This window comes from Streptomyces sp. T028 (assembly GCF_048159505.1).
Classification (GTDB): Bacteria; Actinomycetota; Actinomycetes; order Streptomycetales; family Streptomycetaceae; genus Streptomyces.
On record NZ_JBLRVZ010000050.1, the window covers coordinates 132,013 to 148,757 of the forward strand.

A 16,745-nucleotide genomic window follows, 5' to 3' on the forward strand; every position below is an offset into this window, starting at 1 on the left:
TAAGTCACGTGACCTGCTCTGTGACTTTTCGGTACGCGATCTCCGCGAGCCGCGCCTGTCCGTCCTTGCTCGGATGGAACCAGTCCCAGTGACTCAACTGATCCGTGCCGAACCGGAAGTCGTACACCGCGCCGCCGTCGAACCGGCAGCGCGTGTCCTTCGCGCAGACCTCCTTCAGCACCTTGTTGTAGTCCTCCACCCGCCGCTGCACGGTGTCGCGCCGCGCGGTCGCCGCCGCGTCCAGCGCGTCCGCGTCCCCCAGCATCGAAGGACAGATGCCGAGCTTCCAGATCTGCCTGCCCAGCGCGCTGGTCCGCCCCTGCGACCACAGCCGCTTCAGATTCGGCACGCTCGCCACGTACACCTGCGCCTTCGGCAGCGACCGGCGCAGTGTCCGCAGCGCCTCCTCGAACTCCGCCCGGAAGTCCGCCACCGGCGTCATCGCGGCCGGCGACTCCCGGCAGGCGTCGTTCGCCCCCGCCATCACCGTCACGAGCTGCGGCTTCTGAGCCACCGCCTCGGTCAGCTGGCCCGCCACATCCGCCATCCGGGCCCCGGTCACCGCGTAGTTCCAGCTGTGTGTCGCCGCCTTCGACGCGCCCAGCAGCCGTACCGCGAGACTGTTCACCTCGGCGCTCGCGCCCGTCGCCCAGGACACCTCCGGACAGTCCTGCAGGACCGTACAGGCGTCGAAGCCACGGGTGATGGAGTCGCCCACCGCCGCCATCGACGCCGGGCTCGTGTCCCACAGGGGCGCCTGGGACGCCTTCGCCTTCCGCGCCCCCGTGCCCGAGGTCCCCGAGTCGCCCCCGCCCAGCGCGTCACAGCCGGCCAGACCGAGGACGGCCGCGCCGGTGACGGCGAGGACCGCCCGCACCCTCCGGTTTCGCATCCGCATCCCCTGGTGATCCCCTCGCTGCTCGGACAGACGGCCCCACCCATGACAACGCACAGGAGTTCCCGCCCGCCCGGCCCCTTCGCCGGAACAGCAACAAGACAGGACCCGCAAGATGGAACGCTTCACACCCGTACAGGCGTCCTGCCGAGTGAAAGGCGGACGTTCACGGCACCGGGACCGACGGTACGTCACACTCCTCGCGCCGCCGCACGGTAGCCTCGCCATCAACGCGGCTGCCCCGACACCGCCGCCCTGCCCGCCTGCAAGATGTCCCGCTCTGTCCGGAGGTCCCGGTGACGACACGTGGAGTTCTGTACGTGCACTCCGCGCCGCGCGCGCTGTGCCCGCACGTCGAGTGGGCGATTGCCGGGGTGCTCGGTACGCGCGTCAACCTCGACTGGATCCGGCAGCCCGCCGCGCCCGGCACCTGGCGCTCGGAGTTCTCCTGGCAGGGCAAGGTCGGCACCGCCTCCAAGCTCGCCTCCGCGCTGCGCGGCTGGCAGATGCTCCGCTTCGAGGTGACCGCCGAACCCTGCGCCACCGCCGAGGGCGAGCGCTACAGCTGCACCCCGGACCTCGGCATCTTCCACGCGGTCACCGGCATCCACGGCGACATCCTCATCCCCGAGGACAGGCTCAGGGCGGCCCTGGTCCGTTCCCAGCGCGACGAGACGGACCTGCAGGCCGAACTCACCAAGCTCCTCGGCAAGCCCTGGGACGACGAACTGGAGCCGTTCAGGTACGCGGGCGAGGGAGCCCCGGTCCGCTGGCTGCACCAGGTCGTGTAGACCGACCTGAGGGGCAGCGGCTTTTCAGGGGCGCGGGGCTGTATCGATATGCGGCTCCGCCGCGCGGGCGCGACAAGCCCCCACCGGCCCGCGGTCGGCCGACAACAGACGACGAAACGGCGAGTGGCCCGCCCCCAACCCTGGGTGCGGGCCACTCGCCGTTCACGGCAATTCTCAGACCGAACGGAACGCCAGCACAACGTTGTGCCCACCAAACCCGAACGAGTCGTTCAGCGCAGCGATCCGCCCCTCCACAGGCAGCTTCCGCGCCTCCCCCCGCACGATGTCCGCGTTCGCCTCCGCCTCGGGGTCGAGGTTCTCGACGTTGATCGTCGGCGGCGCCACCCGGTGGTACAGGGCGAGCACGGTCGCGACGGTCTCGACACCGCCCGCGCCACCGAGCAGGTGACCGGTCATCGACTTGGTCGCGGAGACCGCGAAGTGGTCCGCGTCGTCGCCGAAGACCTTGCGCAGTGCCTTCAGTTCGGCGATGTCACCGGCCGGCGTGGAGGTCGCGTGCGCGTTGACGTGCACGATCTCCGCCGGGTCCAGGTCGGTGCGGTCCAGCAGGTTCTGCAGCGCGTGCGCGATACCGCGGCCCTCGGGCTCCGGCTGCACGATGTCGTGGCCGTCGGAGGAGATGCCCTGCCCGACGGCCTCGGCGTACACGCGGGCCCCGCGCTTCGCCGCGTGCTCGGCGGACTCCAGGACGATCACACCGGCGCCCTCGCCCATGACGAAGCCGTCGCGGGCCACGTCGTAGGGACGCGAGGCACCCTGCGGGTTCTCGTTGTTCTTGGACATCGCCATCATGTTGCCGAACGCGGCGATGGGCAGCGGGTGGATCGCCGCCTCCGTACCACCGGCGACGACGACGTCGGCGCGGCCCGTACGGATCATCTCGATGGCGTAGCCGATGGCCTCGGCGCCCGACGCGCAGGCGGAGACCGGGGTGTGCACGCCGGCGCGCGCGCCCACGAGCAGACCCACGTTGGCGGACGGGCTGTTCGGCATCAGCATCGGCACGGTGTGCGGGGAGACCCGGCGGACGCCCTTCTCCTTCAGCACGTCGTACTGGTCGAGAAGGGTGGTGACACCGCCGATGCCGGAGGCGATGACCGCGCCCAGCCGGTCGGGGTCCACGGACGGGCCCGACGCGGAAGCGTCTGATGTCACAGCGCCGGCCCCGGCCTCGAAGCCGGCGTCCTTCCACGCCTCCTGAGCCGCGATCAGCGCGAACTGCGCCGAGCGGTCCAGCTTGCGGGCCTGCGGGCGCGGGATGACCTCAAGAGGCTCCACGGCGACCGGGGCCGCGATCCGGACGGCCTGGTCGGCCGCCCACTCCTGCTCCAGGACCTTGACACCGGACTTGCCGGCGACCAGGCCCTCCCAGGTAGAGGCTGCGTCGCCACCCAGCGGTGTGGTTGCGCCGATACCGGTGACGACCACGGTGCGATTGGTCGGGCTCACGGATTCTTTCTCCAACGGTACGAGGAATCAGCGGCGCCACCGCCGGGTGGCGGGGCAGTTCAGCCCAGAGGCTCGGAAGATCAGCCCTGGTGCTTGAGGATGTACTCGGTCGCGTCGCCGACCGTCTTGAGGTTCTTGACGTCCTCGTCCGGGATCTTGACGTCGAAGCGCTCTTCGGCGGCGACGACGACCTCGACCATGGACAGCGAGTCGACGTCCAGGTCGTCGGTGAAGGACTTGTCCAGCTGGACGTCCTCAACCGGGATGCCGGCGATCTCGTTCACGATGTCGGCGAGACCGGCGACGATCTCTTCCTGAGTGGCGGCCATGGTGGCGCTCCTTCTTTGTGTTCCAGAGGGTGTGGCAGTGGTGCTTTCCGTGCCCGGACCGCATGATCCGGCACGGAGTGCCTAGGGGAGGGTAACGACAGTCGCGGCGTAGACGAGACCCGCCCCGAATCCGATGACGAGCGCGGTGTCGCCGCTCTTCGCCTCACCGGTCGCCAGGAGCCGCTCCATCGCGAGCGGGATCGAGGCGGCCGAGGTGTTGCCGGTGGTGCGCACGTCACGGGCGACGGTGACGGACTCCGGCAGCTTGAGAGTCTTGACCATCGAGTCGATGATCCGCTCGTTGGCCTGGTGCGGGATGAAGACGTCCAGCTCGTCGGCGGTGAGGCCGGCGGCGTCCAGCGCCTCCTTGGCGACCTTCGCCATCTCGAACACGGCCCAGCGGAAGACCGCCTGGCCCTCCTGCGTGATGGCCGGGAACTTCTCGGGCGTGCCGTCGCGGTAGTCCGTCCAGGGCACGGTCTGCTTGATGGTCTCCGACTTGTCGCCCTCGGAGCCCCACACCGTCGGCCCGATCGCCGGCTCGGTGGAGGGACCGACGACGACCGCGCCGGCGCCGTCACCGAACAGGAACGCCGTGGCCCGGTCCTCCAGGTCGGTCAGATCACTGAGCCGCTCCACGCCGATGACGATCACGTACTCGGCGGAGCCCTCGACGACCATGCCCTTGGCGAGGGTCAGGCCGTAGCCGAAGCCCGCGCAGCCGGCCGAGATGTCGAAGGCGGCGGCCTTGCCCGTGCCGAGCTTGTCGGCGATCTCGGTCGCGACGGCCGGGGTCTGCTTGAAGTGGGAGACGGTGGACACGACCACGGCGCCGACCTGCTCGGCGGTGATCCCGGCGTCGGCGATCGCCTTGCCGGCTGCCTCCACCGACATGGCGGCGACGGTCTCCTCGTCGTTCGCCCAGTGCCGGGTCTCGATGCCCGAGCGGGAGCGGATCCACTCGTCGGAGGAGTCGATCGTCTCCAGGATGACCTCGTTGGGCACGACCCGGGTGGGCCGGTAGCCGCCGACGCCGAGGATGCGCGCGTACGGATGGCCCTTGCTGGGCCTGATCTTCGCCATCAGGGCTCCTTGTCAGGCGATACCGAACTCGGCGGCGAGTGCGCGAGCGGCGTCGAGGTCGTCGGGGGTCTTCAGCGCGAGCGTCTTGACGCCGGGCAGGGCGCGCTTGGCCAGGCCGACCAGCGTGCCGCCAGGACAGACCTCGATGATCGCGGTCGCGCCGAGCTCCTTGAAGGTCTCCATGCACAGGTCCCAGCGGACCGGGTTGGCGACCTGGCCGACCAGCCGCTCCAGCACCTCGGCGCCGGTGGCGACGGCCTTGCCGTCCTTGTTCGAGACGTAGGTGACCTTCGGGTCGGCCGGGGTCAGATCCGCGGCGGCCTTGGCGAGGGTCTCCACGGCCGGGGCCATGTGGTGCGTGTGGAAGGCGCCGGCGACCTTCAGCGGGACGACCTTGCGGACGCCCTCGGGCTTGTCCTCGTTCAGCGCGGCGAGCTGCTCCAGCGTGCCCGCGGCGACGATCTGGCCCGCGCCGTTGACGTTCGCAGGGGTCAGGCCGAGCTTCTCCAGATGCGGCACGGTCACCTCGGGGTCGCCGCCGAGCAGCGCCGACATCCCGGTCGCGGTGACCGCGGCGGCCTCGGCCATGGCCAGGCCGCGCCCCCGTACGAGGGTCAGGGCGGCGGTCTCGTCGAGGACGCCCGCGAAGGCGGCCGCGGTGATCTCACCGACGCTGTGACCGGCGACGGCACCCGGCGACACGTCACCGAGGGCCGTGGCGGAGACGATCCCGGCCGCGACCAGCAGCGGCTGGGCGATCGCGGTGTCACGGATCTCGTCCGCGTCGGCGTTCGTGCCGTAGTGCACCAGGTCGAGGTCGATGGCCGCCGACAGGGCACGCAGGCGGTCCTCGACACCGGGGAGGTCGAGCCAGGGGGTCAGGAAGCCGGGCGTCTGGGCGCCCTGGCCGGGAGCGACGAGTACGAGCACTCTCACACTCTCTCTTGTGGACGGCCAGCGCCGCCCGTGGGGACAGGGACGAAGAACGGCAAGGGGTTTTGTGGACCCCCGACAAAAGCCTACGTCTGGGGATCTCCGTCGACGAGGCGCCCCAGGATGAGCGCGATCCGCAGGGTGAATGCGGAGCGTACATCGGATGGCGACCAGCCGGTGACGTCAGTCACACGTCGAAGCCGGTAGCGCACGGTGTTGGGATGCACGAACAGCATCCGTGCCGCGCCCTCCAGACTGCTCGCCTGTTCGAGATAGACGGAGAGCGTCTCCAGCAGCGCGGAGCCTGCCTCCTCCAGCGGTCTGTAGATCTCCTCCACCAACTGCTCGCGCGCACTGGGATCACCCGCGATCGCGCGTTCCGGAAGCAGATCGTCCGCCAGGACCGGGCGTGGCGCGTCCTGCCAGGCGGAACACGCCTTGAGCCCCGCGGCGGCGGCCTGCGCGGACCGGGTGGCCGCCAGCAGATCGGGCACGACGGGCCCGGCGACCACCGGACCTGCGGCGAACGGCCCGATCAGGGACTTGGCGACGGCGATCGGATTGTCGCTGCCGCCCGCGATGACGACGAGCCGCGAGCCGAGCACCCCGGTGAGCACCTGCAGCTTGGCGTGCCGGGAGGCCCGCCGGATGGCTTCGACGGTCAGCTCGGAGTCCCCGTCGGGAGCGGTCCCGAGTACGACGCACACATGTTCCGGCGCGTTCCAGCCCAGTGCGGCGGCCCGGCTCACGGCACCCTCGTCGGCCTCGCCGCTGAGCACCGCGTTGACGACGAGCGACTCCAGCCGCGCGTCCCAGGCACCGCGCGCCTCGGCGGCCTGGGCGTACACCTGCGCCGTGGCGAAGGCGATCTCCCGGGCGTAGACCAGCAGCGCCTCCCGCAGCACCCCCTCGTCCCCCGGGGCCGCCACCTCGTCGATCGCGGATTCCATGACCTCGATGGTGGTGCGCACCATCTCCACGGTCTGCCGCAGCGTGATCGCCCGGGTCAGCTCCCTGGGCGCGGTCCCGAACACATCGGTGGAGATCGCCTGCGGCGCGTCCGGGTGCCGGAACCACTCCGTGAAGGCGGCGATGCCCGCCTGGGCGACCAGCCCGATCCAGGACCGGTTCTCCGGGGGCATCGCCCGGTACCACGGCAGCGTCTCGTCCATCCGCGCGATGGCCTGCGCGGCGAGACTGCCGGAGGACTTCACCAGCCGCTTCAGGGTCGCGGGGTGCGGGTGGGCGGGGTGCGCTGCGGCGTCGGGGTGAGTGGCTTCGGGTTCGGGCACGTGCACAAGACTGCCTTATCGCTGCGCTTGCGTGCGTCGTAGGGGTCGTGCCGCCCCGGGTGCCGTCGCCGGGGGCTGCCGCCCCCGGGCCCCCGCTTCGGCCCTGAACGGGCCTCGTCCTCAAACGCCGGACGGGCTGGATTGCCGACCGGAGCCGGGAGGCGGGCCCCCGCCGCTCCGGAAGATGGGCCCGTCGCCGGGCCGGGAGGTGAGCCCCGGCCGGGCCGGAAGGTGGGCCCGTCGCCGGGGCGGAGGTGGGGCCCCGGCCGGGCCGGGAGGTGGGCCCGTCGCCGGGCCGGGAGGTGGGCCCCCGCCGCTCCGGAAGATGGGCCCGTCGCCGGGGCGGAGGTGGGGCCCCGGCCGGGCCGGGAGGTGGGCCCGTCGCCGGGCCGGGAGGTGGGCCCCCGCCGCTCCGGAAGGTGGGCCCGTCGCCGGGCCGGGAGGTGAGCCCCGGCCGGGCCGGAAGGTGCGCCCCCCCGCCGGGCCGGAAGGTGAGCCCCCCGCCGGGGCGACGGTGGGCCCCCGGCCGGGCCGGAGGTGGGCCCCCGGCCGGGCTGGAGGTGGGCCCCCGGCCGGGCTGGGAGGTGAGCCCCGGCCGGAGCTGGAAAGGTCACGCCGGATTCCGGAGAGGGCCACGCCGGATTCCCGAAAGGGCCACGTCGGGCTCTGGAAAGAGCCGCGCAGGACTACCGTGGTTGCCGTGATGGACGTACGCCGCGCCGACGAGCGCTATCCCGGAGGGGACCCGGCGGCCGGCATCGAGACGCGGCACGCCTTCTCCTTCGGTCCCCACTACGACCCGGACAACCTCCGCTTCGGCGCGCTGATCGCCTGTAACGAGGAGCGGCTCGCCCCCGGCGCCGGCTTCGACGAGCACCCCCACAGCCACACGGAGATCGTGACGTGGGTGGTGGAGGGGCAGCTGACCCACCGCGACTCGCAGGGGCACGAGACCACCGTCCGTCCCGGAGACGTCCAGCGCCTCAGCTCGGCCGCCGGCGTCCGGCACGTCGAGCGCAACGACGGCACGGCCCCCCTCACCTTCGTGCAGATGTGGCTGGCCCCCCTGGACCCCGGCGGGGACCCGTCGTACGAGATCGTCCACGGCATCGCCGACTCGACCCCCTACGCCGTCCCCGACGCCGGCGCGATGCTCCACGTACGACGCCTGGTGCCGGGGGAGCGGACGGCGGTGCCGGACGCGCCCCATGTGTACGTCCACGTGGTGCGCGGCGAAGTCCGGCTGGACGGCGTGGAGCTCGCCCCCGGCGACGCCGCACGCGTCACGGACGCGAAGGACGTCGAGGCGGTGGGAGTGACGGCCGCGGAGCTGCTGATGTGGGAGATGGGACTGGCCTAGCCATGGCCTAGGCATGGCCTGGCCAGGCGGTTTCCTGGAGCGGCTTCACTCGTCACGTCCGAGACCGCGATCGGGTGCGCTCATGTCGCCCGTCGCGGGCGTGCCGTCGGCGAGCCCGTAGCGCAGGTACACGGTGCCCTTCGGACCGGCTGCCGGCGGTTCGAGGAGGGTGACGTTGGTGGGCACGGCGCCACCGTCGAACACCTTCTTCCCGACGCCGAGCACGATCGGGTGGACCCAGAGGTCGAGACGGTCGAAGAGCTTCTCTCGCAGGAGGGTCTGCACCAGGTTGAGGCTGCCGACGACCTTCACGTTCTCGTGCCGGTCACGGATCTCGCGCACCGCGGCGGCCAGATCCGGGCCGAGCTGCGTGGACCCGGCCCAGGAGAGGTCGGGCGTGCCGCGGGAGGCCACGTACTTCGGGACGCGGTTGAAGAGCGTGGCGATCTCGTTGTCCTGGCCCCCCTCCTGGTACGGCCAGTAGGCCGCGAAGATGTCATACGTCCGCCGGCCGAGCAGGAGGGCGTCCGTGCCCTCGTACGCGGCACCGATCTGCGTCCCGGCGACCTCGTCCAGCAGGGGCGCCTGCCAGCCGCCGAACGGGAACCCCACCGGGTCCTCGTCGGGGCCGCCTGGCGACTGCCCGACGAGGTCGAGGGTCGCGAACATCTCGATGTGGATGAGTCCCATGGCGTACTCCCGATGAGTCGACTGCCTCGTTCAGGAGGTAGACCCGCGGGCACCGCCGGACTCATCGTCGCGACGCCACCCGGCTGCACAGCGCGTGTCACCACCCGTCCCACGGCTCTGTGAGCGTGCACAGCAGAAAATCGTTTCCTGCTCTTGTCAACGGATCGGGCCTCAGGTTTCCTACGTGTAGCCCACGGATTTCAGCCATGTCATCTTCTGTGGATGTCTGTGCACGTTCACGGAAAGCGGCGGCGGCAGCAGGCAGGGGAGGGTGATCGGATCCGACGGGGCCCCACTGTGAAAGGACCCTTGACATGCGCAGACGCAGCATTCTCACCGCAGCCGGAGCCGCGGCGCTGGCGGTGCCGACCCTGGGCGCCGTACCGGCCTTCGCAAGCACCGCGACCGGTAGCGCCGCACCCCGCCGCCTCCCGATCCGCGGCATGGACATCTCCTCGCTGCCCAAGAACGAGGACCACGGCGCCGTCTACCGCCGGGCCGACGGCCGACTCGACGACCCGATCCACATCCTCGCCGAGGCGGGCATCACCCACGCCCGGCTGAAGGTCTGGGTGGACCCGGCCGACGGCTACAACAACAAGGAGCACATCCTGCCGCTGGCCCGGCGCCTGAAGCGGGCGGGCATCGGCATCTGGATCGACTTCCACTACTCGGACAGCTGGGCCGACCCGGCGCACCAGACCAAGCCGGCCGCCTGGGCCGACCTGGACGTGGCGGGCCTGACCAGGGCCGTCTACGACCACACCGCCGACGTTCTCGGCGCCCTCAGGCGCCAGCGGACGCCCGCAGACCTGGTACAGATCGGCAACGAACTCAACGGCGGCATGCTCTGGCCGACCGGAAACTGGGACCACTGGGACAACCTGGCCGCCTTCCTCAAGGCCGGCCTGCGCGCCGCACGCGACACCACCCCGCGCGTCCGCACCATCCTCCACCTGGCCAACGGCGGCGACAACGGCCTCTACCGCTGGTGGTTCGACAACGCCGTTTCCCACGGCGTCGACTTCGACGTCATCGGCCTGTCCTACTACCCCTTCTGGCACGGCTCCCTGGACCAGGCCGCCGCCAACATGGCCGATATAACGGCCCGTTACGGCAAGCCCTGCGTGATCGCCGAGACGGCGTACCCGTTCACGCTGAGCAGCGAGGACGAGATCAACGACATCATGAACAGCCCCTCGCAGCTCACCGAGGGGTACCCCGCCACGCCCGCGGGGCAGGCCGCGTGGCTGCGCGCGGTGGCCGACCTGGCGGCCGCCGTCCCGAACGGCCAGGGCCTGGGCTACTGCTACTGGGAAGGCGTGTGGACCCAGCGCGCGGGCAGCGGCTGGAACCCGGAGGACCCGACGTCGGGCAACGCGTGGGAGAACCTCGCCCTGTTCGACTTCGACGACAAGGCCCTACCCGGCCTGCGAACCCTCGGCCACTACCGCTCCTGACCAAATCTCCCGACTCCGGTGGGGAATGAGGGGCTTCGACGATGCTCGTAGACTCATGACGTGGCATTCATGAGCATTCCGCACTGCTGCTTCCTGTGATCGGAAGGCGTTGAGGGCGAGGCCGGACGGCGTCGCCCTCCTTGGTGTGCCTGCTGCGTGAACCACGTTCCCGACGCTGCCCGTTCATTGCTGAGGCAGTGACGGTCCGAGCGCGCGTGCAGGCACGGTCTCTTCCCTTCGTCCTCGCCAGGAGTGCCCCGTGCCCGTATCGCTTCTCCCTGCCCTCGAACTGTCCCTCGACCTGCTGTGCTGCCCAACGTGCCGCACGCGCCACCTGCACCCCGACCGTGGCGCGCTGCGCTGCCCGGTGGGCCACACCTTCGACATCGCCCGCCACGGCTACGCCGGCCTGCTGACGGGCACCCGCGCCACCAGCGGCGACGACGCGGCGATGGTCCGGGCCCGGGACCGATTCCTGTCCACCGGCGCCTACGCGCCCATCCGCAAAGCCGGGGCCCGCCTGGCGGCCGGCGCCGTGTCCGAGCAGGCCACGGTGGTGGACGTGGGATGCGGCACGGGCTACTACCTGGCCGGTGTACTCGACCAGTTGCCCGGCGCCCGCGGTCTGGGTCTGGACACTTCGGCGCGTGCGCTGCGCTCGGCAGCCCGTGCCCACGACCGAGCAGCCGCGGTGGCCTGGGACGTCTTCCGTCCGTTCCCGCTGGCCGACGGGGTGGCCGATGTCGTGCTGGACGTGTTCGCCCCGCGCAACCCGGCCGAGTTCCACCGCGTGCTGCGCCCGACCGGACGGCTGATCGTGGTCCGTCCCACCGCGCGGCACCTGGCCGAGCTGCGCGGCCGGCTGCCTGCGACGGTCACGATCGACCCGGCCAAGGAACAGCGCCTGCACCGGGCGCTGGACCCCTTCTTCGAGGCCGCCGTCACCGAACAGGTGGAGTACCCCGCGACCCTGACCAGGCTGGATGCCCGGGACTTGGTGGCGATGACGCCGAGCGCACGCCACGTGAGCCGTGCAGACCTCAACGATGACGGATCCCTGCCTGGCCAGGTCACCGTCTCCGTGCTGGCCACCGCCTACCAGCCTCGGTGACCACGAGCGGGCGAATGCGCTGACGCACCTGGGACGCGTTGGCGAATTCCCCTGCGGCGAGAGCGGGTTGTGTGCGCTCAGTCTCAGCGACACGCCGCATGCACGGCGTGTCGCTGAGACTCAATCACCACTTGTCAGCGGTCAGCGGTCAGCGGTCAGCGGTCAGCACGATCTTGCCTTGGATGTGGCCCTGTGCGGCTCGCTTGTGTGCGCTGACCGCTTCGGAGAGCGGGTAGGTACTGTCCACCCCGACCTGGAGCTTGCCCTCGTTGAACAGGCGCCCGATCTCGGCGAGCTGGCGGCCGTTGGAACGCACCTGAATGTTCGAGACCGTGATGCCCAGACGCGCCGTCTCTTCCGGGTCGTACTGGGCGAAGAACACCGGAAGCATGGTGCCTCCGCGCTTGAGCACGGTCAGAAAGCGTGAGCTGTCCGGGCCACCGACGGTGTCGATCACCAGGTCGACGCCGCTGACCACGTCCGCGGCCTGCGTCGTGGTGTAGTCGATGAACTCATCGGCGCCGAGCTTGCGCAGGAACTGCTCGTGCCGGCCCGAGGCCACCGCGATGACGTGTGCCCCCTTCCACTTCGCCAGCTGCACCGCGAAGTGGCCCACTCCACCGGCGGCCCCGTTGACCAGCACGGTCATTCCTGGCGTGATCGACACCGGCTGGTGCACCCGGCCGGTGAAAGGAGACGGCACGTCGTGGCCGAGATCAACCAGATACTGCCAGGCCGTGAGCACGGCCATCGGCGCCCCAGCCGCCTGCACGTGGTCGATACCGGTCGGCTTGTGAGCCAGGTCGGAAGCCGGCGCGGCCACGTACTCGGCGTACGTCCGGCCGTCGAATCCGGGGAACCGCAGCATGCCGAAGACCTCGTCGCCGACGGCGAACCCCAGCACGTCCGGAGCGACCGCCTGGACCACGCCCGACATGTCCGTTCCAGGGATCAGCGGGAACTCCAGCGCCGGCCTCATCTCGGCCGGCATGACCTTCATCCCCTCACGCAGGTACCAGTCCGGCGGGTTGATGCCCACCGCGTGCACCCGGACGAGCACCTCGCCCGGGCCGATCCCGGGAACCGGTACCTCGTCATACCGCAGAACCTCCGGCCCGCCCGCGTCGTGGAACTGGATCGCCTTCATCGCGCCTGTCGCTTTCTCGGGGAAACGTTGCTCCTTCAGTCAAGGCCGAGGACGGCATGGCCGTCCAAGACCGGTTCGGCAACCGCGTCATTCCGAAACGGCATGACGCCTACGCTGGAAGGGTGAACGATCTCGGACAGGACCTGGAACTGCGGCTGGTGCGCTACTTCACCGTGGTGGCGGCGCACCAGCACTTCGGCCGGGCCGCCGCCGACCTGCACGTGGCCCAGCCGGCGCTGAGCCGCCAGATCCAACGGCTCGAGAAATATCTCGGTACACGATTGCTGGACCGCACACCTCGGGGCACCCGGCTCACTCCGGCCGGCCAGACGTTCCTCCCCCGGGCCCAAGCCCTGCTGCAGGCCGCCCGCCAGGCCGAGTTGGCCGTGCGTGACGTAGCCCAGACCGTACGAATCGCCATCGGCTACGTCGAAGACCTGGTGATCACTGCCGCCGTACGGGAACTCCGCCGCCGTTACCCGGACGCCGAGATCGTCACCCGGCATCTGAGCTGCCGCGACGTCGGGGCGCTGTCCGACAGGCGCGTCGACGCGCTGATCGCGCGGGCCCCGCTGCCGCTCGCCGCCGACGATGTGTTCACCACCCCGCTGTACGAGGAGCCCCGAATGCTCGTGGTCCCGCGCGGCCATCCCCTGGCCGACCGCGCGTCGGTGACCGCGGAAGAACTGGCCGGCGAAGAGGCGGCGCCGTGCGCGTTCGAGACCGCAGACTGGGCTTCCTACCGGATCCTCGGGGCCGGTGTGCCGCCGATCGAGAGCTACGAGGACAAGCTCGAACTCGTCGCGAGTGGCGAGGCGATCGCCGTGCTACCGGTCGGCGACCGGCGCAGCTCACTGCGTCCCAACCTCGTCACCGTCCCCATCGAGGGCGCTCCCCCCAGCCAGGTCGTCCTGGTCAGCCGCAAGGGCGACCCGAATCCGATGATCAGGAATCTCCGGCTGGCTGCCAAGGCCGCCCTGACCGCCCCGGCCGCCTGACCGGACCCAGCCGACCCGCTTGACGCTGAACCGCACCAACGGTCGTCCCTGCGCCGCATCCTGCGGCTCTACCTCAGGGGTGCCGCCGCTGCCGCAGCACCCGCACCCCGCCGGGACCCGCGTCGACAGGGGTGCCCTCAGCCCCGCAGCTCCGCCAGCACCGTGTCCGTGAACGCCGGCCACGTCTCCACCGCCCACGGCCCGAAGGCACGGTCCGTCAGCGCGACGGTCGCCAGCCCCGCGTCCGGGTCGATCCACAGGAACGTACCCGACTGGCCGAAGTGGCCGAAGGTGCGTGGTGAGGACGAACTGCCCGTCCAGTGTGGGGACTTGGAGTCGCGGATCTCGAAGCCGAGGCCCCAGTCGTTGGGGTTCTGGTGGCCGTAGCCCGGCAGGACGCCCTTCGTGCCCGGGTACTGGACGGTCATCGCCTCCACGACCGTGCGCGGGTCCAGCAGACGGGGCGCCTGTACCTCGGCCGCGAAGCGCAGTAGGTCCTCGACGGTCGAGACGCCGTCCTTGGCGGGGGAGCCCTCCAGGGTGGTGGCCTTCATGCCCAGCGGCTCCAGCACCGCCTGCCGCAGATACTCGGCGAACGGGATGTCCGTGGCCTTCGCGATGTGGTCGCCGAGCTGCTCGAACCCCGCGTTGGAGTACAGCCGCCGCTCCCCGGGCGCCGCCGTCACGCGGTGCTCGTCGAAGGCGAGGCCCGAGGTGTGCGCGAGGAGGTGGCGTACGGTCGCCCCGGGCGGACCGGCCGGCTCGTCCAGCTCCACCGCCCCCTCCTCGTACGCGACGAGGACGGCGTACGCGGCGAGCGGCTTGGTGACCGAGGCCAGCGGGAAGCGCTGCCCGACGGGACCGTGGGTGCCCAGGACCGTGCCGTCGGCCCGTACGACACCTGCGGCGGCGGAGGGAACCGGCCAGTTCTCGATCAGCGCGAGGCTCTTCAGCGACATGTCGACGAGCCTATGTCCCTCACAGGAGCAGCTCCAGCAGAGGGTCGGGCTTGGGTCTGAAGCCCAGGGAGACGTAGAGCGGCTCGGCCTCGGCGGACGCGGTCAGGTGGACCTGGCGGACGTCCCTCTCGCGGAACCAGGCCAGCAGCGCGTCCATGCCCGCGCGGGCGTAGCCCCGGCGGCGGGCCTCCGGGTCGGTGGCGACGCTGAAGACGAACCCGACGGCGCCGAGCGGATTGCCGGCCCGTCCGATCCGGTACTCCACCGTCCCCACCACCAGCGCGGCCAGCGCCCCCGCCCGCTCGGGATGGTCGACGACGAACGCGCCGAAGTCCCCGTCGGGCTCGGCGAGCCGGGCCCGCAGCCCGGGCAGGGACTCGGTCTGCCAGTCCGTCGCCCCGGCGGTGTCGGCCATGGCGTCGATCAACACCTGACGCAGCCGCAGGATTTCGGCGGCGTCCTCGGGCAGCGCCCGGCGCACAGCGGTCATGGCCCCGCACGCTAACCGTCGTGATCAGGCCGTGTCCCCCGAATTCTTACCGATTCCGCTTGCTTGGAGCCCACTCCAAGGTCATAGCGTGGAGGCCATGACGGTGTTGCAGACCACGCCCGTGACCACCGAGCAAGCCCCGAGCCCCGCAGACGTCTGCTCCGCGCCACCACCGCGGCATCCCCGCCCCGACGGGCAGGACAGCTACACGATCAGCGAGGTCGTCGCGTTCACCGGCCTGACGGCCCACACCCTGCGCTGGTACGAGCGGATCGGGCTGATGTCCCACATCGACCGCTCGCACACCGGCCAGCGCCGCTACAGCAACCGCGACCTGGACTGGCTCGACCTCGTCGGCAAGCTGCGGCTGACCGGCATGCCCGTCGCCGACATGGTGCGGTACGCGGAGCTGGTGCGCGAGGGCGACAGCACGTACGGCGAGCGGTACGAGCTGCTGGAGGCGACCCGCAGGGATGTCAAGGCCCGGATCGCCGAGCTCCAGGACACGCTGTCCGTGCTCGACCGGAAGATCATGTTCTACGGGGACGCCGCGCGCGTCCAGGCGTACGAAGGGGAGAGGACCTCTCGATGACCGACAGCAGGATCCCGACCGCACGGCTCGGCGAGAGCGGCCCCGAGGTCGGCGTCCAGGGCCTCGGCTGCATGGGCATGAGCTTCGCGTACGGCCCCTCGGACGCGAAGGAGTCCAGGGCCACCCTGGAGCGCGCCCTGGAACTCGGCGTCACCCTGTACGACACGGCGGACGCGTACGGCGCGGGCGAGAACGAGCGCTTCCTCTCCCCGTTCTTCAAGGCGCATCGCGACGAGGTCGTCATCGCCACCAAGTTCGCGCTGTCGATCCCTCCGGAGGACCCGTCCCGGCGGATCATCCGCAACGACGCGCCGTACATCCGCCAGGCCGTCGAGGCGAGCCTGAAGCGGCTGGACGTCGATGTGATCGACCTCTACTACATGCACCGGCGCGATGTGGACGTGCCGATCGAGGACACCGTCGGGGTGATGGCGGAGCTGGTCCGCGAGGGCAAGGTCAAGCAGCTGGGGCTGAGCGAGGTGACGGCCGCCGAGCTGCGCGCCGCGCACACCGTGCACCCCATCGCCGCCGTGCAGTCTGAGTGGTCCCTGTTCAGCCGCGACATCGAGGCCCGGGTCGTCCCGGCCGCCGCCGAGCTGGGCGTGACCCTGGTCCCGTACTCCCCGCTCGGGCGCGGCTTCCTCACCGGCTCCTTCACCGACGCCGCCCAGGACCTCGCCGCCGACGACTTCCGCCGTGCGCAGCCCCGCTTCACCGGCGAGAACGCGGCGACGAACGCGGCCCTCCTGGAGCCGGTCCGCGCCGTCGCCAAGTCCCACGACGCCACCCTCGGCCAGATCGCCCTGGCCTGGGTCCACCACCAGTCCAAGGCCTTCGGCCTCCCGCTGATCCCGATCCCGGGCACCCGCAGGCCGGCGAGGGTGGAGGAGAACACGGCGGCGGCCACGATCCGGCTGACGGAGGAGGAACTGGGCCTGCTGGACCCGATCGCGGCACAGGTGGCAGGCGACCGTTACGCGGACATGCGGTTCGCCTCGGCCGGCCGCGAGTGATCACAGCTCCGACAGCAGCTCCGCCTTCTTCGCCGAGAACTCGTCATCGGTCACCAGTCCGGCCTGATGCAGTTCCCCGAGGTGCCTGATCCGTTCGGCGATGTCCGAGGGATCGCGTCGTGGGGGGGGGGG

General features: G+C 71.1%; 17 protein-coding genes and 1 pseudogene (1 of these 18 running past the window's edge). 7 read left to right on the forward strand and 11 right to left on the reverse strand.

Features of this window, described 5'->3' with window-relative positions:
* Positions 1 to 4: 4 nt before the first annotated feature.
* Positions 5 to 898 carry an SGNH/GDSL hydrolase family protein gene (locus ACLZN2_RS39960; RefSeq protein WP_416984531.1) on the reverse strand — a complete coding sequence of 298 codons (894 nt, stop codon included), beginning with the start codon at positions 896 to 898 and terminating at the stop codon, positions 5 to 7.
* A gap of 293 nt (positions 899 to 1,191) precedes the next feature.
* Here ACLZN2_RS39960 and ACLZN2_RS39965 point away from each other — a divergent pair, with 293 nt between their 5' ends.
* Positions 1,192 to 1,686, forward strand: coding sequence for a DUF3145 domain-containing protein (locus ACLZN2_RS39965; RefSeq protein WP_416984532.1), 495 nt, complete (start codon positions 1,192 to 1,194; stop codon positions 1,684 to 1,686).
* Positions 1,687 to 1,860: 174 nt separating this feature from the next.
* On the opposite strand, the gene ACLZN2_RS39970 is transcribed toward ACLZN2_RS39965, so the two are convergent.
* The 5 genes from ACLZN2_RS39970 to fasR all read right to left on the reverse strand — a co-directional run bounded on the left by ACLZN2_RS39970 (position 1,861) and on the right by fasR (position 6,793).
* Positions 1,861 to 3,156, reverse strand: coding sequence for a beta-ketoacyl-[acyl-carrier-protein] synthase family protein (locus tag ACLZN2_RS39970; protein WP_416984533.1), 1,296 nt, complete (start codon positions 3,154 to 3,156; stop codon positions 1,861 to 1,863).
* Between the two features lie 80 nt (positions 3,157 to 3,236).
* A complete protein-coding gene (locus ACLZN2_RS39975) occupies positions 3,237 to 3,485 on the reverse strand; it encodes an acyl carrier protein (protein WP_030040115.1) in 249 nt (82 codons plus the stop codon).
* Positions 3,486 to 3,566: 81 nt separating this feature from the next.
* Positions 3,567 to 4,568, reverse strand: coding sequence for a ketoacyl-ACP synthase III (locus ACLZN2_RS39980; protein ID WP_416984534.1), 1,002 nt, complete (start codon positions 4,566 to 4,568; stop codon positions 3,567 to 3,569).
* A 12-nt stretch (positions 4,569 to 4,580) separates the two neighbouring features.
* A complete protein-coding gene (locus ACLZN2_RS39985) occupies positions 4,581 to 5,498 on the reverse strand; it encodes an ACP S-malonyltransferase (protein ID WP_416984535.1) in 918 nt (305 codons plus the stop codon).
* 89 nt (positions 5,499 to 5,587) lie between these two features.
* Positions 5,588 to 6,793: a fatty acid biosynthesis transcriptional regulator FasR gene (gene fasR, locus ACLZN2_RS39990; RefSeq protein ID WP_416984536.1), complete on the reverse strand. Its 1,206-nt coding sequence runs from the start codon at positions 6,791 to 6,793 to the stop codon at positions 5,588 to 5,590.
* A gap of 703 nt (positions 6,794 to 7,496) precedes the next feature.
* Here fasR and ACLZN2_RS39995 point away from each other — a divergent pair.
* Positions 7,497 to 8,153, forward strand: a complete 657-nt coding sequence (locus ACLZN2_RS39995; RefSeq protein WP_416984620.1) for a pirin family protein — start codon at positions 7,497 to 7,499, stop codon at positions 8,151 to 8,153.
* A 45-nt stretch (positions 8,154 to 8,198) separates the two neighbouring features.
* On the opposite strand, the gene ACLZN2_RS40000 is transcribed toward ACLZN2_RS39995, so the two are convergent.
* On the reverse strand, positions 8,199 to 8,843 hold the full coding sequence (locus ACLZN2_RS40000; protein ID WP_416984537.1) for a dihydrofolate reductase family protein: 645 nt from the start codon (positions 8,841 to 8,843) through the stop codon (positions 8,199 to 8,201).
* Positions 8,844 to 9,157: 314 nt separating this feature from the next.
* On the opposite strand from ACLZN2_RS40000, the gene ACLZN2_RS40005 reads away from it, so the two are divergent.
* Positions 9,158 to 10,303, forward strand: coding sequence for a glycoside hydrolase family 53 protein (locus ACLZN2_RS40005; protein WP_416984539.1), 1,146 nt, complete (start codon positions 9,158 to 9,160; stop codon positions 10,301 to 10,303).
* A 259-nt stretch (positions 10,304 to 10,562) separates the two neighbouring features.
* A complete protein-coding gene (locus ACLZN2_RS40010) occupies positions 10,563 to 11,414 on the forward strand; it encodes a methyltransferase domain-containing protein (RefSeq protein ID WP_416984541.1) in 852 nt (283 codons plus the stop codon).
* A gap of 148 nt (positions 11,415 to 11,562) precedes the next feature.
* On the opposite strand, the gene ACLZN2_RS40015 is transcribed toward ACLZN2_RS40010, so the two are convergent.
* Positions 11,563 to 12,561 carry an NADP-dependent oxidoreductase gene (locus ACLZN2_RS40015; RefSeq protein ID WP_416984542.1) on the reverse strand — a complete coding sequence of 333 codons (999 nt, stop codon included), beginning with the start codon at positions 12,559 to 12,561 and terminating at the stop codon, positions 11,563 to 11,565.
* A gap of 122 nt (positions 12,562 to 12,683) precedes the next feature.
* Between ACLZN2_RS40015 and ACLZN2_RS40020 the strand changes: the two genes are divergently transcribed.
* Complete coding sequence (locus ACLZN2_RS40020; RefSeq protein WP_416984543.1) at positions 12,684 to 13,559, forward strand: LysR family transcriptional regulator; 876 nt, start codon at positions 12,684 to 12,686, stop codon at positions 13,557 to 13,559.
* 137 nt (positions 13,560 to 13,696) lie between these two features.
* Here the strand turns inward: ACLZN2_RS40020 and ACLZN2_RS40025 are convergent, their stop codons facing one another.
* Positions 13,697 to 14,518 carry a serine hydrolase domain-containing protein gene (locus ACLZN2_RS40025; RefSeq protein ID WP_416984544.1) on the reverse strand — a complete coding sequence of 274 codons (822 nt, stop codon included), beginning with the start codon at positions 14,516 to 14,518 and terminating at the stop codon, positions 13,697 to 13,699.
* Between the two features lie 19 nt (positions 14,519 to 14,537).
* Positions 14,538 to 15,008, reverse strand: a complete 471-nt coding sequence (locus tag ACLZN2_RS40030) for a GNAT family N-acetyltransferase (RefSeq protein ID WP_416984545.1) — start codon at positions 15,006 to 15,008, stop codon at positions 14,538 to 14,540.
* A gap of 97 nt (positions 15,009 to 15,105) precedes the next feature.
* On the opposite strand from ACLZN2_RS40030, the gene ACLZN2_RS40035 reads away from it, so the two are divergent.
* Positions 15,106 to 15,600 (forward strand): MerR family transcriptional regulator, encoded by a 495-nt coding sequence (locus tag ACLZN2_RS40035; RefSeq protein WP_416984546.1) that lies wholly within the window; start codon positions 15,106 to 15,108, stop codon positions 15,598 to 15,600.
* Positions 15,597 to 16,613, forward strand: a complete 1,017-nt coding sequence (locus ACLZN2_RS40040) for an aldo/keto reductase (protein ID WP_416984547.1) — start codon at positions 15,597 to 15,599, stop codon at positions 16,611 to 16,613. The genes ACLZN2_RS40035 and ACLZN2_RS40040 overlap by 4 nt, the downstream gene beginning before the upstream one ends.
* On the opposite strand, the pseudogene ACLZN2_RS40045 reads toward ACLZN2_RS40040, so the two are convergent.
* Positions 16,614 to 16,745: pseudogene (locus ACLZN2_RS40045) on the reverse strand (DUF4429 domain-containing protein) (it continues 718 nt past the right edge of the window).